Origin of the sequence: Polynucleobacter sp. HIN8, assembly GCF_030297615.1 — a bacterium.
Taxonomy (GTDB): Bacteria; Pseudomonadota; Gammaproteobacteria; order Burkholderiales; family Burkholderiaceae; genus Polynucleobacter.
This window is the reverse complement of record NZ_AP028139.1, coordinates 589,895-613,217: the sequence shown is the minus strand read 5'-3', so window position 1 is coordinate 613,217 and position 23,323 is coordinate 589,895. Positions and strand designations below refer to the sequence as shown.

Below are 23,323 nucleotides of genomic sequence, written 5' to 3'. Positions count from 1 at the left end.
TTACCGGATAATGCCGCGACTAGAGGCGGCTAGAAATTGATGAAACTGCACCAAGGCCTCTTGAGTTTTAGCATCGGTTTGTTTCTTTACCATGGCATCGATAGCGACTTTTGCATCTTCAAAACTCAGTCCATCTTTATACAAAACCTTGTAGGCGTTGCGCAGTTCCATAATGGCCTCGGGCAAATAACCGCGTCGCTTTAAGCCCTCAACATTAATACCATGCGGTCCCGCCTTATCCCCAGCCGCCATGACAAATGGTGGAATATCTTGCACTAGCGCTGAGGCCCCGCCTAACATCGCATGGGCGCCAATCCGAACAAACTGATGAACACCGGACATGCCTCCGAGAATTGCCCAATCTCCCACCTCCACATGTCCAGCAATTTGGGCATTACTAGAAAAAATGGTGTGATTACCAATCTGGCAATCGTGCGCAATATGCACATAGGCCATGATCCAGTTGTCATTACCAATCCGAGTAATTCCCTGATCTTGCGCGGTACCCGTATGAATCGTCGTGAACTCCCGAATCGTATTTCGGTCACCAATAATGAGTTGAGTAGGCTCACCGCGGTATTTCATGTCCTGCGGTTCGCCACCAATGGCAGCAAAGTGACCAATTCGATTATCTTGCCCAAGGGTCGTGTGCCCCTCAATGACACTATGCGATCCAATCGAACAACCTGAACCCAAGGAGACATGTGGCCCAATCACGGCATACGGACCAATAACAACGTTATCAGCTAATTGCGCCTTGGGATCAATAATGGCACTTGCGTGAATCGTGGCCATTACGCACTCTTCTTTCGAACCGCGCAGGTAATTGCTGCTTCGGCTGCCAATTCATCTTGGACAGTCGCTTTGACCTGAAACTTATAAATACCAGCCTTACCGCGCTCAAATGTCGCGTGCATGATCAATTGATCACCGGGAAGCACGATCCGCTTAAAACGAGCGCCATCAATTCCTGCAAAGTAATACACATCTTCGGGATCATGCTCTTCGGAGAATGTTAAAAGCGCTGCCGTTTGAGCTAAAGCTTCAATAATGAGAACGCCTGGCATCACGGGAAAGTCTGGGAAATGACCTTGAAAGAACGGTTCATTCATCGTGACATTTTTCAATGCTTTGATCGTTTTTCCGGGGTCCAACTCAATGACCCGATCCACCAATAAAAAAGGATACCGATGAGGTAGTAATTTCAAAATCCTGTGAATATCAATCACTGCTTGACTCATAGCGTGTCCATAAAAAAGTTACTAATCGGGTTTGGTGACCGAATCTGAAGATTTACTTTCGAGATCCCGAATCCGCTCCCGTATTTTATCCAGTCCGCGCAGAATCGCAGCATTTCGTTCCCAAGCGGAATGGGGCATTGAAGGAAAAACGCCGGTAATATGCGTACCCGACTCGGTAATGGATCGAATCACTGGGGTACCGCCTGATACGGTTGTTCGGTCTGCGATCTGAAGATGGCCCGCAAAATTTGCATTGCCACCAATTACGCAGTAATTGCCAATGGTCGTGCTACCCGCGATAGCGGCACAACCAGCAATCACGGTATGAATACCAATCACCACGTTGTGCGCAATTTGTACTTGGTTATCAATCTTGCAACCATCACCAATCATGGTATTGGCCATCGCTCCCCGATCAATCGTTGTGCAAGCTCCCACTTCAACGTCTTGACCTATGCGCACCCCACCGGTTTGAGGGATTTTGAGCCATTGACCCCCTTGCGACGAAAAATCAGGAGCAAAGCCAAAACCATCCGCTCCGATTACAGCACCACTATGAACAATGCAACGATCGCCAATGACGCAATCGTGATAAATGGTGACATTGGGATAAATGAGGCAATCATCCCCTAAGCTAGCGCCCTCACCAATACTGATTTGACCTAAAAGAACCGTGCGCTCACCCAAAGAAACGCCTGGCCCAATTTGTACAAAGGGCCCAATATGGCATGAGGCGGGAATTTTGGAAGTTTTATCGACGACCGCCATGGGACTAATTCCAGGGGAGTAACTTGATGCGCCTTGCTTTGCAAACCACTGAGCCATCTTGGCAAAGCTGGCGTAAGGATTTTTAGAAACAAAATAGGTCGTCTCAGCAGACTGGGAGTGGGCTTTCAAAAACTGGAAGTCCGCATCACTAACGATTAATGCACCCGCACCACTTGCCAGTGCCTGTTGGCGATAGAGGGGATTGGATAGAAAGGAGATCTCGTCAGATTGAGCTCGCTCTAACGGAGCGAGTGAGCGCAGCAATCGGGAACCATCCCCCACCAAGCTAACTTGAAATTGTTCGGCTAGCTCGATGGCGGTTGGCATCTGAATTACTTGAGATTATTTAAGACCCTTATCACCTCATCGGTCACATCAAGTCTCGGATTGAGGTAGGCTGGGGGCTCTTGAAAAATCACATCGATCTTACGCTGTTCAGCCACTTGTCGAATTGCAATATTTGCCTTTTCTGCAATTTTTGCTCGCTCTTCGGCATTACGTTGATTGGCATCATCGTTTAACTCACGATTCTTACGCTGTAACTCTCGATCGAAATCAGCCAGCTCCCTCTGCTTTCGAATTCTCTCCGCTTCAGGCATTACGGCAGCGTCTTTATCTAATTTCTCAGCAGCCGCCTTAATTTTTTGAGCGCCATCCCGAATTTCATTCTGACGCTTTGCAAACTCATTTTGCAAACGCGATTGGGCTGCTTTTGCCATATTGGACTCAACAAAAATCTTTTCGGCATTCACAAAAGCAATGCGAGGCGGGGCATCTTGCGCAAAGGCCACAGCACAAACACCCGTCAAGAATGCAGTTATAACTAATTTAGACACTTTGGTCATTAATCCCTGAATCATTATCATTTTCCTTACGATTAAAACGCTGTACCCACTTGGAATTGCAACCTTTGAATTCTATCAGTAGGCTGCGCATTTACCGGTATGCCATAGCTAAATTTTAAAGGTCCTAGTGGAGAAATCCAAGATAAACCAAAACCATAAGAATATTTCAGGACTAAATTAATATCCTGGAAGGCATTACCGCCGTCCGCAAAGGTAAAGAGGCGCAAGGTCTTATCTACCCCGGAACCTGGGACCGGGAAGGTATATTCAACATTGGTGACAATCTTAGACTGGCCACCAGTTGGCAAGAAGGTGCCCGTGGTGGTGTTGAAATACTTTGGCCCAAGCGAACCCGGTGCATACCCCCTCACCGAACCAATACCGCCTACGAAATAGTTCTTGGTAATGGGATAAGGCTTGTTACCATAACCCTCGCCATAGCCAATCTCTCCATTAAAGGACAGGATATTGCCTTTGGAGAATGAATGGTATTGCTGATATTGGGCATTTAATTGATAGAACAGCAGATTACCAAGAGGTGTTCCAACTTCTCCCGATAGACGTTGGAGCGATCCTTTGGATGGAATCAGAGCACTATCGCGACCATCGCGTGCCCAGCCAACCGTAATTGGAATGTTATAAGTTTGCAATCGACTTGGAATGGTTTGGCCCCAGTCTTGCACATAGGTCTGATAGGGTTGCGGAGTATTTTGAGTCACGTAAATATCGAAAAACTCGAGACCAGTTCCAAAAAATACTCGATCAACCTCAGTGTAAGGTACTCCAAACTTTAAGTTTGTTCCGAAAGATTTAATTTGATAATCGGGATCGCCGACGTAATACAGTGGCTTATTAGAACGATAGAAAAAGTCAGTGTATCGACTAATACCGTCCTCAGTAAAGTAAGGGTCGTACTGTGAAAGTGCTAAGGATTGATTAATCTTACCGAGCGAGAAATTAAGACCAATACTGGTTCCGGTTCCAAACGCATTTTCTTGATTAATACCGGCGGTCAGGATTAATTTTTCAGTAGAAGAAAATCCGGCACCAATCGATATCGCACCGGTTGGTTTTTCTTCAACCTTGACGCTCACATCGACTTGATCGGGCGAGCCAGGAACATCGGCGGTGGTAATTTCGCTATCCTTCACATAGCCTGTTCGACCAATTCGCTCTTTAGAAATCCGAATCTTTTCACTATCAAACCAGGCGCTCTCAAACTGACGCATTTCGCGCCGAATCACCAGATCCCTCGTCTTTGAATTACCCGTAATTTCGACTTTGCGTACATAGACTCGACGCCCCGCATCGATCACCAACGTTATATCTACTTCATTCAAATCGCGACGGATATCGGGCTGTGGATTGATGACTGCAAAAGCATAGCCATACGAACCAAGTTTCTCAGCAATTGCTTTGGTACTTTCTGCCAACTTTGCCGATGAGAAGGTATCGCCAGCTTTGATGGTCAATAGAGATTGAAACTCCTTTTCCTTGCCTAATAACTCCCCGGCCAGACTAATGTTCTTGACGGTAAATTTATTACCTTCACGAATACTGATTGTCAAATAGATATCGCGTTTATCCGGGGTAATGGACACTTGGGTCGATTCGATCACAAACTCAAGATAGCCCCGATTTAGGTAATACGAACGAATGGTCTCAAGATCAGCAGTTAGCTTTTGCTTCGAGTACAAATTATCTTTGGAGTACCACGACAGCCAACCACCGGTTTGCAGCTGCATTTGGCTGCGCAAGGTGCTTTCACTAAATACCTTATTACCAATGAAATTAATTTCCTTAATCTTAGCTACCGGCCCTTCATCAATATTGAAGAAGATCGCTACTTGATTTCGCGCTCCTGGCGTAACCGTTGTAACCACCTCGGCCGCAAACAATCCCTTACTCACATATTGACGCTTAAGCTCCTGCTCCGCTTTATCAATCAAGGCCTTGTCATAAAAACGGGCATCCGCTACCCCGACGCTACGTAATGATTTGCGAACCACTTCAGGATCAAATTCCTTCATACCCGTGAACTCAATCCGGGAGATCGTGGGGCGCTCATCCACAATCACAATTAGGACGTCGCCCTGTGCCTGAATCTGAACATCTCGAAAGAATCCAGTCGCATATAAGGCTTTAATCGAATCAGCAGCCTTTTCGGGGGTAAAACGCTCACCCACTTGAACGGGGAGATAACTAAATACGGTGCCAGGCTCTACCCGCTGTAAACCTTCAATCCGAATATCTTTAACAACAAATGAGTCCGCAGCAACTGCTGGTTGAGTCAATGCAGCCATGGCTAAAAAGATAGCACTAAAGCTACCGGCCAAATAGCGCATCAGGCGATTGAGAAATGACGAAAAACGGATCATGAAGACGGAAATAAGCGTTGTAGATCGTTAAATACAGCAAATAGTGTGAGTGCAATGATTAATATAAAGCCAAACCGCTGAAAGACCGCTTGCAACTCAATGGATAAGCGCCTTCCAGTGACTAGTTCCCATGCATCATACATGAGCTGGCCGCCATCCAACATTGGTAAAGGGATAAGGTTTAATAAACCGATACTGATGCTGAGAAGTGCCAGAAAAGAGACGAAGGATTGCCAGCCAAACTGTGCTGATTTGCCCGCCATATCGGCAATACTTATTGGGCCACTCAGCTGCTTTAAGGAGGTCTCCCCGGTAACCAGACCAATCATCATTCGCGTCGAGACTTTGGTAATCAACCAAACCCGTTCGCCAGCATAAATAAGTGAATCAATTGGACCGAGCTGAAGCTCAAACCACGTAGACTGACCATCTGCATCTTTGCCTGGAATTGGCAAAATACCCAAACGAGCAAAGGGGTCGGTGTTTGGTGAAAGACGGGGTAATGCATCTCCCTTAAATTCCACGACGTGACGCTTTCCAGACTCTGCCTCAAGCTCTAAAGAAAAGCCGCGCTCTGCAGTAATTGCATCCAACAAACGCCAACGCAAATCGTTCCAACTCACAATCGGTATAAATTCGTCATCGCCTGTAGACTTCCACGCCAAAATCTCATCGCCTTTTTCCATATCTAAGTTGGCTGCTAGGGTTTGTTCGGCCGGCGCTTGAATCTGAGCGGGAAGTTGTGGGACACCATTGATGTATATGAATGCCAACAAGATGACCGCTAATAAGAAGTTTGCAAGTGGACCAGCAGCAACAATGAATGAACGTTGCCATAAAGGTTGCGTATCAAAGGCAATCGCTTGCTCCTCGGGCGCTATCTGCTGCTCTGAATCACGCCCATCCAAAAGCTTTACATAACCACCCAAAGGAATGGCAGCAATTACCCACTCCGTTCCAGATTTTGATTTTAGGGTCAGGAGTGGTTTTCCAAAGCCAACTGCAAACCGCAATACTTTGACCCCGCACATGCGAGCGGCAGTGTAATGTCCGAACTCATGAAAACTCACCAAAATACCGATGGTGATTAAGAAATAAAGAAGTGTTGAAATCGCTTCCATGCTTATTGGCGTGCAATCCAATCACTGGTTCTAAGGCGAGCCTCTCGATCAACCGCTAAAACTTCATCTAAAGAGCCGGCCTTTTGACCGGGGAGTTGATTAAGCGCAAACTCAACAGCCTGGGCTATTTTTAAATACGGTAAGCGGCCCTCTAGAAAGGCAGCGACTGCGATCTCATTGGCAGCATTAAGAACTGTTGGGCTCGTTCCCCCCTGCTTTGCAGCAGCAAATGCAAGTCCTAAGCATGGGAAACGCTGCAGATCTGGTTCAGTAAAGTGCAAGCCTGATAACTGAGTCAAATCAAGAGGCGCAACGCCAGCATCAATTCGATTGGGCCAAGCTAAACCAAATGCAATCGGTGTGCGCATATCTGGTTGCCCGAGCTGAGCCATGACCGAGCCATCTCGATAACGCACCATGGAATGCACCACGCTCTCTGGATGAATGAGCACCTTAATTTGCTCAAGGGGGAGACCAAATAACCAATGCGCCTCAATCACCTCAAGACCCTTGTTCATCATCGTTGCGGAATCAACTGAAATTTTGCGACCCATCACCCAGTTCGGATGGGCGCATGCCTGATCCGGCGTGATATTGGCCAGCTGATCGATTGGGGTATTTCGGAAAGGGCCACCAGAAGCTGTTAACCAAATTTCTTCAACCCCTAAACGCTCTTTCATCCGTATTGTGTGTTTAGGATTTGTAAAGTGTGGTGGTAGACACTGAAAAATTGCATTGTGCTCACTATCAATTGGTAACAACTCTGCGCCACCCTGGATCGCGGCATTCATAAAAATATCACCGGACATCACCAGAGACTCTTTATTCGCAAGTAATACTCGTTTGCCAAGCTCAGCTGCTCGTAAGGTAGGCAAAAGACCCGCGGCACCAACAATGGCAGCCATGACGGTATCGCACTCGCTTTCCGTTACGGCACTCATGAGACCTGCCTCGCCATGATGCACTGCGATCGATAGGCCCTTACCTTTTAGGAGTTCCTGTAGCGTTTTTGCGTCAGCTGCAGAGTGAACGACTGCGATCTTGGGCTTGAACTCCAAACATTGCTCGGCTAAACGTTCAATTTGTCGACCAGCAGTGAGTGCAGTCACCTTAAATTGATCTGGATGAGCACGTATCACGTCAAGCGTATTCACGCCGATTGATCCGGTGGATCCTAAAATGCAAAGCTTTCGCGTGATGAGATCGTGCATAGTACGAGGTGGTTTTAGCTTCTCACCATTATCGAGAATAATGCGGCAATTGGCATGACGGGTAATAAAGCATCAACGCGATCCAAAAACCCACCATGACCCGGTAATAAATGACTGCTGTCCTTCACTTTTGCAATCCGTTTGAGCTGCGACTCAAACAGATCTCCCATAATGCTGTAAGCCACCAAAATTACCGTCATCAGGAGCATCCAACCCCAACCCCATTTACTCTGAGAAGCCCCAAATAGGGTATCGCCGGCAGGAAAATACCATGCACAGGCGGTCGCATACATTAAACATAGTACTAAACCACCGACAGCCCCCTCCACTGACTTAGCCGGACTAATTTGGCTCGCAAGCTTTCGTCGACCAAAGGACTTACCAACAAAATAGGCGCCAATATCAGCAAGCCAAACCAATATCAAAGCGCTCAATAACCACCACAAGCCAATCTCACGGAGCACATCCAAAGACAACCACGCAGTCGGCAAAATAATGAATCCGAGGACACTAAAAATAAATCGCCACCGCAACAATGAAAGATGAATTCCTTGGGATAGGATCATTGGCATACCAATTAGCCAAAAGGCTAGAGCAATGCTCAGTAAAGCAATTTCTACCGAAGGAATTGCAAAGAGCCCTAGGAAAAGAACAATCATGGCGCACACCAGAGCATAAAAATAAGCTGCATACGATGCATTGGGAGCAATTAAGCGACTCCACTCCCAAGCGGCTGCCACGAGAACCAAAAAAAATAAACCAGAGAGATAGATCGGGGGCAGCAAAAATAATACTGGCAACAAAATACCCAGCATAACGATAGCCGTTGCGATCCGAGTTTTAAGCATGCCAATTAGACGGCATCGGAGAGGGGCATCGGGTTGGATTCGTTCACCAATTGCGCACTGGTTCGACCAAAGCGACGCTCCCGTTGGGCATACCAAAGAAAGGCTTTTTGCAGCTCCGCCGCATCAAAATCTGGCCAAAGAATGTCGGTGAAATACAGCTCGGTGTAGGCCAGTTGCCACAAAAGAAAATTACTAACCCGCTGTTCTCCACCTGTGCGAATAAATAGATCAGGTTCTGGGGCATAAGCCATGGAAAGATGAGGGGTTAACCACTCCTCTGAAATACTCCCTGGATCAAGTTGGGGATTTTGAGCAAATGCTTTTTGCATAGCCTGCAAAATATCCCAACGACCACCGTAATTGGCTGCAATCGTAAGCGTTAAACGATTGCAATCCTTTGTTTTTTCTTCGGAGAACTCAACCATATCGGTGATTGCACTTCCAAAGCGACTAAGGTCGCCGATCATCTTGAGGCGAATATTATTTTCAGCAAGGCGCGTAACTTCTTTGCGGAGGGATTTAAGAAAGAGCTTCATTAAAAAGCCCACTTCTTCTGGGGGTCTTCGCCAGTTCTCCGAACTAAAGGCAAACAACGTTAAGTACTCAACGTTTTGCTTAACGCACTCCTCAACAACTTTGCGAACCGCCTCGAGCCCCTCTGAATGACCAGCCACGCGCGGCATAAATCGTTTGGTTGCCCATCGACCATTACCATCCATGATGATGGCCACATGCTTGGGAACACTACCAACGGCAGGAACGGCGAGCGTGGAGCTGGTAGTGGCTTGGGTCATTTGACCAAATCAAGACGGTTAAACCGTCATGATTTCCTTTTCCTTTTCAACCACTAATTTATCCACGTCTGCCACAAACTTATCAGTCAGCTTCTGGATCTCATCATGGGCACGACGTTCATCATCCTCGGAGATTTCCTTATCTTTTGTAAGGCGCTTTAAATGCTCATTGGCATCGCGTCGCAGATTACGAATCGCTACTTTGGTCTCTTCACCCTCCGCCTTTACGACCTTCGTAAGTTCTTTACGACGCTCTTCGGTCAAAGGAGGCATTGGTACCCGAATAACAGTGCCTTGGGTTGCGGGATTTAGACCAAGATCGGATTCGCGAATGGCTTTCTCAACCACTGCCACCATATTTTTTTCCCAAGGAGTCACATTAATGGTACGCGCATCGGCGAGTCCCAAATTAGCTACTTGCGATATTGGTGTTGGATTACCGTAATAATCCACCATCAGATGCTCCAAAATACCGGGGTTGGCTCGACCAGTTCTAATTTTTGCGAGATTAGCCTTAAACGCCTCAATGGACTTTTGCATTTTTTGATCTGCATTGGTCTTTATTTGTCCAGCCGACATGCCACTCTCCTTTTAAACGTGAACTAGGGTACCTTCTGGTTCACCCCGAACAACACTTAATAATGCACCTGGTTTTAAGATCGAAAACACACGGATAGGTAATTTTCGATCACGGCATAAAGCAAATGCAGTTGCATCCATCACCTGAAGATTTTTGATGAGGCACTCATCAAAAGTAATTGTGGGATACAACGTTGCGTTTGAATCTTTATTGGGATCGCTGCTGTAAATACCGTCAACCTTAGTTGCCTTGAGCATCACCTCAACACCCATTTCTGCAGCGCGTAATGCAGCGGCTGTATCGGTGGTAAAAAATGGATTACCCGTTCCAGCAGCAAAGATCACGACCTTACCCTCTTTCATGGCTCGAATGGCTCTTGGCCGAATATAAGGCTCGACCACTTGATCCATCCGCAAAGCAGACTGCACTCGAGCCTCAACACCTTTTTGTCTGAGCGCATCTTGCAAGGCTAATGAGTTCATCATGGTAGCCAACATCCCCATGTAATCCGCAGTGGCCCGATCCATTCCAGCCGCACCACCAGCTACCCCACGAAAGATATTGCCGCCGCCAATTACGATGGCTATTTCAACACCCAGTTGAACCACTTCAGCGATTTCGGTAACCATGGAATCAATCGTCTTCGGATTGATTCCATAGGCATCATCACCCATCAGGGCCTCGCCCGACAACTTCAGTAGAACGCGTTGATATCCCGGCATATACCTTACGCAGTTGCCTTTGCAGCAGCAACTTGGGCAGCGACTTCAGCAGCAAAATCGTCTTGACGCTTTTCAATTCCCTCACCTACCACATACAGAGTAAAGGATTTAATCGTCGTATTAGCTGCTTTTAGCATTTGCTCAACGGTTTGCTTATCGTTCTTTACAAAGGCTTGGTTTAACAAAGAGACTTCCTTTAAATACTTTTGCACTGAACCCTCAACCATTTTGGCAGCGATATCGGCCGGCTTGCCCGACTCCAATGCTTTTTGCTCAGCAATCTTGCGCTCGGTAGCAATATTTTCTGCTGGAACATCCGCAGTTGATAGAGAAACGGGCTTCATTGCCGCAATATGCATAGCGACATCTTTTGCCGCTGTTGCATCGCCCTCGTACTCGACCATTACACCAATTCGGTTACCGTGGAGATAAGAAACCAATTGGCCACCACCAGTAAAACGCTTAAAGCGGCGGGGGTTCATGTTCTCACCGATCTTTCCGATCAACTCGGTGCGCACGGCTTCGACAGGCTTACCATTGAGCTCAAGAGTAGCTAATGTGGTGACATCTGCAGGATTCTTCTCGGCAACCAGTTTGGCACAGCCATTACTAAACGCTAAGAAGTCATCATTTTTCGATACGAAATCAGTCTCGCAGTTCACTTCTAATAAAGCACCGGTTGTTCCCTGAATATAGGAAACAATGACACCTTCTGCGGCAATTCGTGAGGCGGCTTTACTGGCTTTGCTTCCCAGCTTCACGCGCAGAATTTCTTCGGCTTTGGCTAAATCACCATCGGCCTCCGTTAATGCTTTTTTGCACTCCATCATGGGGGCATCGGTTTTGGCGCGGAGTTCGCCAACCATTGCTGCAGTAATCGCGGGCATCAGTCTTCCTTCCCTTCTTCAACAAACTCTTCATCGCCCTCTTTCACCGAGTCCAAGACTTGCTGCACAGCATTTGCTTTACCTTCTAGGATGGCATCTGCGATTCCACGAACATAAAGAATGACCGCTTTACTCGAGTCATCATTACCAGGAACAATGTAATCAACACCCTCTGGAGAATGGTTAGTATCCACCACGGCAATTACTGGGATACCTAACTTATTTGCTTCAGTAATAGCGATTTTGTGATAACCAACGTCTACAACAAAAATGGCGTCGGGGACACCATTGAGGTCCTGAATTCCGCCAAGTGATTTCTGTAACTTATCAAACTCGCGCTCATTGGTGAGAGCGTCTTTTTTCGAGAGCTTCTCCCAATCGCCAGCCTCTTTTGCGGCAGCCATGTCTTTTAAGCGTTTGATGGAGCCTTTAACCGTTTTGAAATTAGTAAGCGTACCTCCAAGCCAACGGCTATCAACGTATGGCATACCAGCGCGGGTCGCCTCTTGGGCAATAATTTCTCGCGACTGGCGCTTGGTGCCAACAAAGAGAATCGTGCCACGATTAGCAGCCACCTGACGCACAAATTTCAGGGCATCCTGAAACATGGGCAGGGTCTTCTCTAAATTAATAATATGAATTTTGTTGCGATGGCCAAAAATATAAGGGGCCATCTTGGGGGACCAGAAGCGCGTTTGGTGACCAAAATGGCACCCAGCTTCCAGCATTTCACGCATTGTCACTGACATTACAATCTCCTAAGGGTTGGTTCTAAGATCAAGTCCTGACTGCGCTTAAAAGCGCCACCCTGGATGGCTTGATCTGGGATTTCGGTCTCACCATGAGCCCGATTGCAAAATTATACCTTAAATATCAATCCACTAGTGATCAATCAATTACTCGATATCGATTGGATTCGGCCATAATATGACCTATGCATAGTGTATTTACTGATGAAAAAGACCTGCAAGGGATGCGAGAAGCTGGCCGCCTAGCGAGCGAGGTTCTCGATTACATTGGCCCCTTTGTCAAACCCGGAGTTAGCACGGGGGAACTAGACCGCCTTTGCCACACTTATATGCGCGATGTTCAGCACACCATTCCGGCCCCACTGAACTATCAACCTCCAGGCTACCCCCCTTTTCCGGCATCGATCTGCACCTCAGTGAATGATGTCATTTGCCATGGCATTCCAGGTGACAAGGTGCTGAAAAATGGGGATGTTGTCAATTTGGATATTACGGTAATCACCCAAGCCGGCTATTACGGGGATACAAGTCGGATGTTTGCGGTCGGTGATATTTCAATCCTTGCTACACGGCTCAATCAAATCACATTTGAATGCATGTGGCTTGGTATTGCCCAAGTCAAACCCGGAGCTCGCCTAGGCGATATTGGTTTTGCAATTCAATCGCATGCCGAACAGGCTGGCTATTCGGTGGTGCGCGAATACTGCGGCCATGGTATTGGCAAGGTATTTCATCAAGATCCTCAAATTCTTCATTATGGAAAGCCAGGTACGGGGGAAGTGTTAGAGGAGGGGATGACCTTTACGATTGAGCCAATGATCAATGCCGGTCGACGCGAGATTCGGACGATGCCGGATCAATGGACTGTGAAAACAAAAGATCGCAGCCTGTCAGCACAATGGGAGCACACCGTTTTGGTCACTCAACATGGCGTTGAGGTCTTAACCTGGTCTGCAGATACACCCAAGGCTCCCGATTGTGTTGGCAACCTGAGCTATCGACCAACCGCAATCGCTGCTTAGTTTTACTTCATCCTCGTAAATTTGGCCATGAGTTCGGAATCCCATCCACTCAAAAATGCTCGCTCATTAGCGTGTTCTGATTTTTTAGCTCATCAGAACGTCGGCAAATTGATGCAACGCTTAACGCAAGCAACTGACCAACAACTTCTGGATTTATGGAATCGCTGCAATCTCAGTACGGATGCTGCTTTGCTAGCCGTTGGTGGCTATGGTCGCTCTGAACTCTTTCCATACTCAGATATTGATATCTTGATCTTGCTTGATGACGCTCGAAGCACTGATCCTGAGTTGCAGTCCAATCTTGAATCCTTTATTGCGCTCTGTTGGGACTCTGGTCTAGAAATTGGCTCGGCCGTTCGTACTCTCTCGGAATGCCTATCCGAGGCGCAACACGACATTACAGTTCGCACCTCAGTGTTAGAAGCCCGCTTATTGGGTGGTCATCGCGGCCTATTCAAATTATTTAAGCGCAGCTTCGATGAGGCAATGGATCCCAAAACCTTCTTCCAGGCAAAGTTATTGGAACAGCAGCAGCGGCACTACAAGTATCAAGAAACTCCCTACGCACTCGAGCCAAACTGTAAAGAGAGTCCAGGGGGCTTACGCGATCTTCAAATCATCTTGTGGGTCAGTAAGGCAGCTTCGCTAGGCAATAGCTATTCCGATTTATTTAAACGGGGTTTAATTACAGAACGCGAGCTCAAAGAACTTAGTCGCAATCAGAAGTTACTGCAAAACATTCGAGCGAATTTGCATTTACTTGCTAAGCGCCGCCAGGATGTTTTGGTATTTGATCTTCAAGCAGGTCTTGCCAAACAAACCGGTATTCATCAAGAATCTGGTCGACTTGCCAGCGAGGAGTTAATGCGCCGTTATTACTGGGCTGCGAAGGCCGTGAGCCAACTCAATACGATTCTTCTCCAAAACATTGAAGCAATCCTGTTCCCAAATGAATCGCGTACGACCTACCCCATCCCCGGATCCGATAACATCATGTTTATCGAACGCCAAGGTTTATTAGATATTGTCGATCCTCAGCTCTATCAAAAGCATCCCGAGCAAATATTACGAACATTTTTAGTATTTGCCCAAAATCCAGCAATCAATGGCCTTTCAGCCAGCGTCTTTCGAGCACTCTATAACGCAAGGCAACTTATGAATGCGTCGTGGCGTAAGGATCCCCGCAATCGAGCTGTGTTTATGGAGCTACTCAAACTGCCCGATGGCGTAACTACCGCCTTTCGTCTTATGAATCAAACCAGTGTTCTGGGGCGTTACTTACCGTCGTTTCGGCGCATTGTTGGTCAAATGCAGCACGATTTATTTCATGTGTACACCGTTGATCAACACATCTTGATGGTCTTACGTAACGTGCGGCATTTCTTGATCCTTGAGCATACGCATGAGTTTCCATTCTGTAGCAACCTCATTGCAAGCTTTGATAAAAACTGGATCATTGTCTTAGCCGCCCTCTTCCATGACATTGCGAAGGGTCGGGGTGGCGATCACTCCGAACTTGGAAAACGCGATGCGCGAACTTTTGCTAAAGAGCATGGTTTAGCCTCTGATGAAACCGAACTATTGGTTTGGTTAGTTGCCGAACATCTAACGATGAGTCAGATTGCTCAAAAGCAAGATATTACTGATCCTGCAGTAATTACCGCCTTTGCAAAAAGAATGCGTGACGAACGGCACTTGACCGCACTCTATTTATTGACCGTTGCGGATATCCGGGGTACTAGCCCTAAAGTCTGGAACGCTTGGAAAGGCAAGTTATTGGAGGATCTTTATCGGGCAACCCTACGAGTTCTTGGGGGCGCCAAACCTGATCCATCGTCTGAACTGATTCAACACAAAGAAGAAGCCCTAACCCAACTACGTTTAGCGGGAATTGATAATGAAGCGCCACAGGCCCTATGGCAACAATTGGATGTGGCCTTTTTCTTACGCCAAGAAGCAAGCGATATTGCGTGGCTTACCCGACACCTCTTTTCACACGTGCATACCAATGAACCCATTGTCCGCGCCCGACTCTCCCAGGCAGGTGAAGGGTTACAAGTTGCGGTTTATGTCAAAGACCAACTGGATTTATTCGCACGAATTTGCGCCTATTTTGAGCGCCATCATTTTTCCATTTGGGATGCACGAATTCATACCACGAAGCATGGCTATGCCTTAGATACTTTCCAAATATCTGGCAGCCACTTAGTCGAAGAAGGTGGTAGCTATCGTGATTTGATTCAGTTAGTCGAATACGAACTCGCAGAGTCCATCAAAAAATCGGCGCCTCTACCAGAACCCAATATGGGACGCTTATCTCGACAGTCGAAGAGCTTTCCAATCCAAGCTCGCGTTAGCCTCCAACCGGATGAGCGCAATCAGTACTTTGCCCTCACCTTATCAGCGGCAGATCGTTCAGGGCTTTTATACGCGGTAGCAAAGGCCCTTGCAAAATACCAAATATCGCTTCATACCGCCCGAATTAATACGCTAGGCGAACGCGTCGAGGACATCATGTTGCTTGATGGCAGCAACCTCAGCAAGAACCCAAAACTACAAATTCAGCTCGAGACTGAGTTATTGGAAGTGTTAGCGGCCTAGAAGTTTGAGTAAGGCTACTTCATCCAAAATGGGGATGCCAAGCTCAGTTGCTTTATCTAGCTTATTTCCTGCTTCGGAACCAGCAACCACGAATGAGGTTTTGTGAGAGACTGAGCCTGCTACTTTCGCTCCGGCTGCCTCGAGCAGTTCTTTTGCTTGGTCTCGAGAGAGTGTTGGTAGTGTTCCAGTCAGAACAAAGGTCTTACCGCTCAGATCAACGGTTGTGATTCGCTCTTCGTTTTGAAACTCAATTCCAGATACCAATAGTTGCTCGATTACCTCGCGGTTATGCGGTTCTGACATAAAACTAACAATTGAATCGGCAACTACTGGTCCAACGTCATTGACCATGAGTAATTCATCCATTGGTGCGTCCATTAAGGCACGAATACCTCCAAAGTGCTTCGCGAGATCTTTGGCAGTACTCTCTCCCACATGACGAATCCCTAATCCAAAGATAAATCGCGCCAGGGTAGTTTTCTTGGATTGAGCAATGGATTGCAAGAGGTTATCCGCAGACTTTTCCCCCATACGTTCCATGTTCACTAAAGCGGCAAAGCCTAAGCGATAGAGATCTGCTGGAGTGCGAACCAAGTTGAGATCAACCAATTGATCCACAATTTTGTCACCCAAACCCTCAATGTCCATTGCGCGGCGCTGTGCAAAATGAAGCAGCGCTTGCTTGCGTTGTGCCGCGCAAAATAGACCCCCACTGCAACGTGCAACTGCTTCATCCGATAAGCGTTCAATGTGCGACTCGCAAACTGGGCAGCGGGTTGGCATGACAAATACTTGGGTGTTAGATGGTCTGCGATCTAACACCACGGATACGATTTCTGGTATTACATCCCCCGCGCGACGAACGACCACCGTATCACCGATTCGGACATCTTTACGTCGTACCTCATCCTCGTTGTGCAAGGTGGCATTGGTTACCGTAACACCCCCCACCAAAACTGGTGCTAAGCGGGCCACAGGAGTAATCGCTCCGGTTCTGCCTACTTGCACATCAATACCAAGAACCGTAGTGATTTCCTCTTGGGCAGGATATTTATGCGCGATGGCAAAACGTGGTGCACGCGATACATAACCCAATTGCTGTTGCTCGGTAAACGAGTTCACTTTATAAACTACGCCATCAATCTCATACGGTAATTGTTCGCGCTTAGCAGCAATCCCCGCGTAGAACTTCATTAAACCGTCCAGTGAACTCACCACCGTTCGCTCTCGACAAACAGGCAAGCCAAGCACTTCGTACAGATTAAGTAACTCACTATGGGTTAAGGGTAGCCATTGACTTGGCTCTAAAGCACCTAGGCCGTAGGCAAAGAAGCTCAAGGGACGTTTTGCAGTTACCTTTGAATCGAGCTGACGCAAGCTTCCCGCTGCCGCATTGCGTGGGTTTGCAAACTCTTTTTCGCCACTTTTTGCAGCAGTTTTATTCATCGCCTCAAAATCGGCTCGATGCATGAATACTTCGCCACGAACTTCAATCACGTTTGGAAGATTGGGGCCTTGCAAACGCAAAGGGATTGCCCGAATTGTTCGAATATTGCTTGTTACATCCTCGCCACTTGCGCCGTCTCCGCGGGTTGCGGCTTGGACTAAAACGCCGTTTTCATAGCGCAAGGAAATTGCCAAACCATCAAACTTCAGTTCGCACGCATATTCCACATGGTCTAGCCCTAAGCCTTCGCGACAACGTCGATCAAATCCAATGAGTTCAGATTCCTCAAAAGCATTATTTAGGGAAAGCATTGGAACGGAGTGCTTGACCTCCATAAATTCTTTTAGAGGGGCGCCGCCAACCCGCTGCGATAAGGAGTCGGGGGTCACCCAATCCGGATGTTGGGCCTCAAGTTCCAATAACTCACGATACAAGCGGTCATACTCAGCATCGGGAACTAAGGGTTGGTCTAAAACGTAATACGCATGCTCGAGTCGGGCAAGCTCCCGCTGCAAATCGTGATAACGATCCGCAGCCGAGGATCTGTGTTGACTCAAGATCGAATCCTAAGAAAATAAACGAAGAGCCGCGCTTGACCCTGCTGGAATGCCTGCTTTATCAAGCTGTGCATAGAGAGAGTCAAGTTGCTCACGAATGATATAAACCGAGTTCTCGGTCAAGTGAACCCCGTTGTCATCAACCAAGCGCCCCTGCAAGGCCTGAGCAACATCGGCAGCCTCATTAAGCATCAGCTCAAAGGGTCGCAAATGACGGGCAACAACTGGCACCTCCAATAGAAAGGTAATTTGTCCAATTGGCGCTTGCCGATCCAAAGTCCCCGTTCGAAAGACTGTCTTACCATCGACCATGTATTCAAAAGAGTTGGCTGCAGTGTTAAGTCGATATCCTCTTTGCGTTAACGAAGACTCAATGTGGGGCCAAGACCATGTTTGCTGATCGAACACAATGTTCATTCCCAACAAAATGTCACTTTGAGCCGCTAAGGCATCTAATTCTTTTGCACTATCGAGCATCGCATTTACCGCTGGCATATCAATTTGGGCATCCAAGGACTCCGCCAACGCCTGAACACGAGAACAAAAATCCGATAGCTCGAGAACCCCAATCGGACCACGTCGATTGGCGAGTTGAACTGCAAGCTGAATCTCAAGGTAAGAGTGATTCGCCTCAAGGGTTTCCCAAACGCCTTCCTGAGGGCCGGTTGCATGAAGACCATCGACCATCCATGGAATGGGAAGATCGGCCCAGGATTTCAGAGCCTCTAAAATTTCGATACCAGAAATAGCCTGGTTAAAACGCAAAGCAATCACACAATCGATCCGAGGATCAATGGTTTGCGATCCGAGTTGTTGATTGAATACGTCTACCGAAACAGGGGCGGTCTCGAGCGGCTCCGTGCTGAAAGTATTAGAACTTGGCTCAACACGCTCTTCCGTTTCATTTGATTTTGCTCGGGCATTACGGACGTTATAAATCACCACCCAAATTAAGAATAGAACCCCAACCGCTCCAAGTGCCAGTTGAAGCTCAGACAAACCCAATTGAGACGCGAACTGGTCAAGCGGCATTAAGCCGCCTCCACCATCGAAACAGCCGATGCAATATCAACGGCTACGATCCGTGATACGCCTTGTTCTTGCATCGTCACGCCAATCAATTGGCTGGCAATTTCCATAGTGATCTTGTTATGTGAAATAAAGACAAATTGGGTTTTATCTGACATTCTTGAGACCATCTCAGAATAGCGCATCGTATTGGCATCATCAAGGGGGGCATCCACCTCATCAAGCAAACAGAATGGGGCAGGATTTAGCAAGAATAAGGAAAAGACCAGAGCAATTGCTGTCAAGGCTTTCTCACCGCCCGAAAGCAAATGGATCGTGCTGTTTTTCTTGCCAGGTGGTTGTGCCATGACCTGCACACCCGCGTCCAAAATCTCTTCACCGGTCATGACTAATTGCGCATGACCGCCACCAAAGAGTTCTGGGAATAATCGCCCGAAATGCGTATTCACCTGATCAAATGTGCCTTGCAATAAATCACGCGTCTCTGCATCAATCTTCGCAATCGCATCGGTCAAGGTCTGAATCGCCTCATTTAAATCGGCTGATTGCGCATCCAAGAATGACTTGCGCTCGCGGCTGCTTGATAGCTCCTCAAGAGCGGCCATATTCACTGGTCCTAGTGATTGGATCTCATTATTCAGGCGCGTGACTTCGCCTTGCAAGCTACTTGCACGCAGATCGGGGCTGTAACGCTCGGCAAGGGCTTGGAAATCTGCCTCGTCATCATTCAATAGGGTTGTGAACTGTTCATAACTCAAGCGGGCTGCCTGCTCTCGCAACTGCAAATCAACCACTCGGTCGCGCATCGGCTGCAGGGTTTGCTCGAGCATTAAACGTGCTTCATCCGCCTGACGCAATTGGTGCTGCATTGCCTCTTGTTCTGTTCTCGCCTTTGCTAACGCAGCTTCGCGCTCAGAACGGGTTACCAATAAGCTTTGTAATTTATTTTGTGCAGCCTCATCGCTTAAGGTTTTCAACTCATTTTGATTGGCATCAAAACGGTCCTGAAGTTCCATAATTTGGGTTCTGGCGGTACTTTGATCGCGCTGTAAATCGCTAATGCGTTGCTGTAAAGAGCGGGTATTAAATGCGGCCTCTTGGGCAGTCATTTCTGCTTGACGCACGGCAAGACGTAATTGCTCCCGAGATGCACTGGCCTGCTCTAAGCCATTCTGAGCAGTAGCGAGCTGAGACTCCAGAGTCGCTTTTTGAGCGTTGGCATCATGGAGCTGCCCCTCGGTTTGGGTCTTCGCCTCGGAAATACTCTTTAGCTGGTGATTGATTTCCGATAACTCAGAATCGATTTGTGCAGCCCGGGTGCTGTACTGCTCTTTGGCTTGCACTAGCTGCATTTTTTCAACTTCAAAGGCATGCGCCTCCTGAACCGCTTGATCGGCTGCGATTCGCGACTGATCGGCGGCAGCGCGTGCAGCCTGATAGTTCGCATTGGCTTGCTCGAGCTCGCTTTGTAACTCGCTCTGAATCAACTGCTGTGCTTTGAGTTGTTTCTCAAGGCTTGCCATTTCTTGTGCACGAGCTAACATCCCGGCCTGTTCAGAATCAGGCGCATACAACTGAACACCAGCGCGTGTCACCAGATGCCCTTGTGCAGTAACTAACGCAGCACCGCGGCCGAGCTGCGTCCGTCGGCGTAAAGCATCTTCCAAGGTGTCGGCAATATAAATATTACTCAACCACTCTTGCAAAACATTGGAAATCACACCAGATGCTTGAACTCGAGAAAGAAATGGCACAAATCCGGATGGAGCCTTAATATCGCCCGACTCTAAATCATCCGTTAAGAGAATAGCCAAACGGCTCGGTGGCGCCTCTTTAGCTAAGCTTAGGGTCTCATTCAGACTTTTACCAGTCAATGCCGCTAGGCGTTCACGCAAAACAGATTCAAGAGCAGGTTCCCACCCTTTTTCAACCTTGAGCTCTTGCCAGAGACGTTTACTCTCTTTTAAACCTTTGCTTTCTAACCACGGACCGATCTTGCCTTGCGCTTGAACGCTTGCTTGTAAAGCAGTGAGCGCACCAAGTTTGGCCTCGCTTTGCTGCACATCCTGATTAGCCTTTTGTAACTGATCCAATGCCGACTGACGCTTGGCGTCTGTTGCGGGTACGTGTTCTTGATTCTGAGAAGCCTTTGCTTTTGCCTCATCGGCTTTGCGTTGAGCCATGATGTGACGATCCGTAGCCATTTGTAGAGCTTCTTCATCTGGTTTGCGCATCGTCGCCAACTCATCCTGCAAACGCGTTGCCCGAGCAGTGGCATCCTCAAACTGCACCGCACCAGCATGAATACGCTCTTGCAAACTAACGAGTCGTTGCTCAAGGCTCGCTAATGCAGAGCGTGCCTCATCAAGTGCTTGGGTCGCCAACTGAAAACGCTCATCTTGACTTGGTGATTGCGCTTGAAGGTCGCAAAACTCTGCTTGCAATTTTGCTTCGTTTTCGCTGGCTGCCCGAAACTCCTGCTCCGCTTGACGCTGTGCTTGAGCGGCCTCTTTCTCTTGCGTCGTCCAACGATCAAGTTGCGCTTGTAAATCAGCTACTTGATCATGAAGGCGTTGACGAGATTCTTGAACGTATTTAATCTCTGCTTCAACTTGGTTGATTTCCGCATTCGTTTCGTACAGATCACCTTGAGCTTTTGATACCACATCCTGCAGTGCATACTGCTCGGTGCGCATTGTTTCCAGTTCAGATTCTGCGTGACGCAGCTTCGCTGTTTCCTCTTCCAGTTTCACTTGGGTTTCACGAATCGAGTTGGCGTGTTTCTCTTGTTCCTTACCCGATTCCGTTTGCTTCACAAACCAGAGCAGTTGCTGCTGCGCTTTCATTTGAGTCTGAAGCTCGTTGTGACGGCTAGCGACCTGCGCCTGCGCCTCCAAGCGGGCTAACTGCTGATCTAGCTCCCGCAAAATATCCTGCACGCGCACGAGATTCTCTTGGGTGTCTTCTAAGCGGGCAGCGGTTTCTTTGCGACGCTCCTTATATTTGGAGACGCCGGCAGCCTCTTCCAAAAATACCCGCAACTCTTCAGGCTTTGACTCCAAAATACGAGAAATGGTGCCCTGACCAATAATGGCATAAGCGCGCGGACCAAGGCCAGTTCCGAGAAAGATATCCTGGACGTCCTTGCGGCGCACCACTTGGTTATTGATGTAGTAACTGGAGTTACCGTCGCGGGTCAAGACCCGCTTGACTGAAAGCTCAGCAAAACTTGACCATTGGCCCTGCGCACGACCATCGGCATTATCAAAAATGAGCTCAACACTGGCGCGGCCGGATGGCTTTCGTAAGCCAGAGCCATTAAAAATAACGTCTTGCATTGACTCGCCACGCAACTCACTTGCCCGCGATTCTCCGAGTACCCAGCGAACTGCATCAATGATGTTTGATTTGCCACAACCATTCGGACCAACTACACCAATTAACTGGCCGGGTAACTCAAAATGGGTTGGGTCAACAAAAGATTTAAAGCCAGATAATTTGATTGATTTCAGTTGCACGGATGTTCTTCTTAGTAAGGCAAATTAGGGAAATAATGGTCTAAACGCTGTAATCCATGATGATAACAATCTCAGGGGCATTTAACCCTTCCGTGCAAGCCCCAATATAATGATTATTGAGCAATCAAAAATCAAATTTTCTAAAAATCCTTATCAATCCTATAGTTACCTCTCCTTATGACGCAAGCCCTACAAAACACCATTGATCAAGCCTGGGAAAACCGCAGCAATCTGTCCCCAAGCTCCGCTCCGACCGATATCAAGCAAGCAGTCAGCACGGTTTTAGAAGGTCTTAACAATGGCTCGATCCGAGTTGCTGAAAAACGGGCAGTTGGTCAATGGGATGTCAATCAATGGGTCAAAAAGGCGGTTCTACTTTCGTTTCGCCTTGAGGACAATCAACCGATGGCTGCAGGTGGGTTTACTCAGTTTTACGATAAGGTGCCTAGCAAATTCATCAATTACTCACCCGAAGACTTTGCCAAGGGCGGATTTCGGGTAGTACCACCTGCTTTTGCACGTCGCGGGTCATTCATTGGCAAAAACGTTGTGCTCATGCCTTCGTATGTGAACATTGGCGCCTATGTGGACGAAGGCTCAATGGTCGATACCTGGGCCACGGTCGGATCATGCGCACAAATCGGTAAAAACGTTCACCTCTCTGGCGGCGTTGGTATTGGTGGTGTTTTAGAGCCCATTCAAGCAGGCCCTGTCATCATCGAAGACAACTGCTTTATTGGCGCACGCTCTGAAGTAGTTGAGGGGGTTGTGATCGAAGAGAACAGTGTTCTCTCGATGGGTGTCTATATTGGCCAGAGTACCAAGATTTATGATCGCGAAACCGGTGAGGTTCATTATGGTCGGGTGCCCGCAGGATCGGTCGTGGTTCCAGGATCGATTCCAGCGAGTAACGGTAAATACAGTCTGTATGCGGCAGTGATTGTGAAAAAAGTGGATGCCCAGACTCGGGCAAAAACAGCGATTAACGAACTCTTGCGTGACTAA

19 protein-coding genes are annotated in these 23,323 nt (G+C 47.8%); 3 read left to right on the top strand and 16 right to left on the bottom strand.

Annotated elements, in window-relative coordinates:
- Genes lpxA through rpsB form a run of 13 tightly spaced genes read right to left on the bottom strand, consistent with a single transcriptional unit; the run spans window position 1 to window position 12,144 of the window.
- Complete coding sequence (gene lpxA / locus QUE65_RS03240; RefSeq protein WP_286281861.1) at window positions 1–795, bottom strand: acyl-ACP--UDP-N-acetylglucosamine O-acyltransferase; 795 nt, start codon at window positions 793–795, stop codon at window positions 1–3.
- Window positions 795–1,241, bottom strand: a complete 447-nt coding sequence (gene fabZ, locus QUE65_RS03235) for a 3-hydroxyacyl-ACP dehydratase FabZ (RefSeq protein ID WP_215371843.1) — start codon at window positions 1,239–1,241, stop codon at window positions 795–797. Before fabZ ends, lpxA begins: the two co-directional genes overlap by 1 nt.
- Window positions 1,242–1,262: 21 nt before the next feature.
- Entirely contained in the window at window positions 1,263–2,336 is a 1,074-nt protein-coding gene (gene lpxD / locus QUE65_RS03230; RefSeq protein WP_286281860.1) for a UDP-3-O-(3-hydroxymyristoyl)glucosamine N-acyltransferase, read from the bottom strand.
- Window positions 2,337–2,341: 5 nt separating this feature from the next.
- Window positions 2,342–2,869: an OmpH/Skp family outer membrane protein gene (locus QUE65_RS03225; protein WP_215372520.1), complete on the bottom strand. Its 528-nt coding sequence runs from the start codon at window positions 2,867–2,869 to the stop codon at window positions 2,342–2,344.
- A gap of 17 nt (window positions 2,870–2,886) precedes the next feature.
- On the bottom strand, window positions 2,887–5,232 hold the full coding sequence (bamA, locus tag QUE65_RS03220) for an outer membrane protein assembly factor BamA (RefSeq protein ID WP_458574766.1): 2,346 nt from the start codon (window positions 5,230–5,232) through the stop codon (window positions 2,887–2,889).
- The gene (locus tag QUE65_RS03215) at window positions 5,229–6,353 is read right to left on the bottom strand and encodes a M50 family metallopeptidase (RefSeq protein ID WP_286281859.1); all 1,125 of its coding nucleotides are present in this window, start codon (window positions 6,351–6,353) and stop codon (window positions 5,229–5,231) included. The genes bamA and QUE65_RS03215 overlap by 4 nt, the downstream gene beginning before the upstream one ends.
- Before the next feature lie 2 nt (window positions 6,354–6,355).
- On the bottom strand, window positions 6,356–7,564 hold the full coding sequence (gene ispC, locus QUE65_RS03210; protein ID WP_286281858.1) for a 1-deoxy-D-xylulose-5-phosphate reductoisomerase: 1,209 nt from the start codon (window positions 7,562–7,564) through the stop codon (window positions 6,356–6,358).
- A 14-nt stretch (window positions 7,565–7,578) separates the two neighbouring features.
- Window positions 7,579–8,412, bottom strand: a complete 834-nt coding sequence (locus QUE65_RS03205; protein ID WP_286281856.1) for a phosphatidate cytidylyltransferase — start codon at window positions 8,410–8,412, stop codon at window positions 7,579–7,581.
- Between the two features lie 5 nt (window positions 8,413–8,417).
- Window positions 8,418–9,206 (bottom strand): isoprenyl transferase, encoded by a 789-nt coding sequence (locus tag QUE65_RS03200; protein ID WP_286281854.1) that lies wholly within the window; start codon window positions 9,204–9,206, stop codon window positions 8,418–8,420.
- Between the two features lie 18 nt (window positions 9,207–9,224).
- Complete coding sequence (frr, locus tag QUE65_RS03195) at window positions 9,225–9,785, bottom strand: ribosome recycling factor (RefSeq protein ID WP_215371835.1); 561 nt, start codon at window positions 9,783–9,785, stop codon at window positions 9,225–9,227.
- 12 nt (window positions 9,786–9,797) lie between these two features.
- Window positions 9,798–10,508: a UMP kinase gene (gene pyrH / locus QUE65_RS03190; RefSeq protein ID WP_286281852.1), complete on the bottom strand. Its 711-nt coding sequence runs from the start codon at window positions 10,506–10,508 to the stop codon at window positions 9,798–9,800.
- Window positions 10,509–10,513: 5 nt separating this feature from the next.
- On the bottom strand, window positions 10,514–11,395 hold the full coding sequence (gene tsf, locus QUE65_RS03185; RefSeq protein ID WP_286281850.1) for a translation elongation factor Ts: 882 nt from the start codon (window positions 11,393–11,395) through the stop codon (window positions 10,514–10,516).
- Window positions 11,395–12,144, bottom strand: coding sequence for a 30S ribosomal protein S2 (gene rpsB / locus QUE65_RS03180; RefSeq protein ID WP_215371831.1), 750 nt, complete (start codon window positions 12,142–12,144; stop codon window positions 11,395–11,397). The genes tsf and rpsB overlap by 1 nt, the downstream gene beginning before the upstream one ends.
- Window positions 12,145–12,329: 185 nt before the next feature.
- Here rpsB and map point away from each other — a divergent pair, with 185 nt between their 5' ends.
- Window positions 12,330–13,166, top strand: a complete 837-nt coding sequence (map, locus tag QUE65_RS03175) for a type I methionyl aminopeptidase (RefSeq protein WP_286281848.1) — start codon at window positions 12,330–12,332, stop codon at window positions 13,164–13,166.
- Between the two features lie 27 nt (window positions 13,167–13,193).
- Window positions 13,194–15,767 (top strand): [protein-PII] uridylyltransferase, encoded by a 2,574-nt coding sequence (locus QUE65_RS03170; protein ID WP_286281847.1) that lies wholly within the window; start codon window positions 13,194–13,196, stop codon window positions 15,765–15,767.
- Here the strand turns inward: QUE65_RS03170 and ligA are convergent.
- From ligA to smc, 3 genes are read right to left on the bottom strand one after another with little or no spacing between them, the layout of a single operon-like run.
- Window positions 15,756–17,771 (bottom strand): NAD-dependent DNA ligase LigA, encoded by a 2,016-nt coding sequence (gene ligA / locus QUE65_RS03165; RefSeq protein WP_286281845.1) that lies wholly within the window; start codon window positions 17,769–17,771, stop codon window positions 15,756–15,758. The two genes, QUE65_RS03170 and ligA, sit on opposite strands and share 12 nt — an antisense overlap.
- Window positions 17,772–17,780: 9 nt before the next feature.
- Window positions 17,781–18,803 carry a cell division protein ZipA C-terminal FtsZ-binding domain-containing protein gene (locus QUE65_RS03160; RefSeq protein ID WP_286281844.1) on the bottom strand — a complete coding sequence of 341 codons (1,023 nt, stop codon included), beginning with the start codon at window positions 18,801–18,803 and terminating at the stop codon, window positions 17,781–17,783.
- Window positions 18,803–22,318 (bottom strand): chromosome segregation protein SMC, encoded by a 3,516-nt coding sequence (smc, locus tag QUE65_RS03155; protein ID WP_286281843.1) that lies wholly within the window; start codon window positions 22,316–22,318, stop codon window positions 18,803–18,805. The genes QUE65_RS03160 and smc overlap by 1 nt, the downstream gene beginning before the upstream one ends.
- A gap of 177 nt (window positions 22,319–22,495) precedes the next feature.
- On the opposite strand from smc, the gene dapD reads away from it, so the two are divergent.
- Window positions 22,496–23,323, top strand: a complete 828-nt coding sequence (dapD, locus tag QUE65_RS03150) for a 2,3,4,5-tetrahydropyridine-2,6-dicarboxylate N-succinyltransferase (protein ID WP_286281841.1) — start codon at window positions 22,496–22,498, stop codon at window positions 23,321–23,323.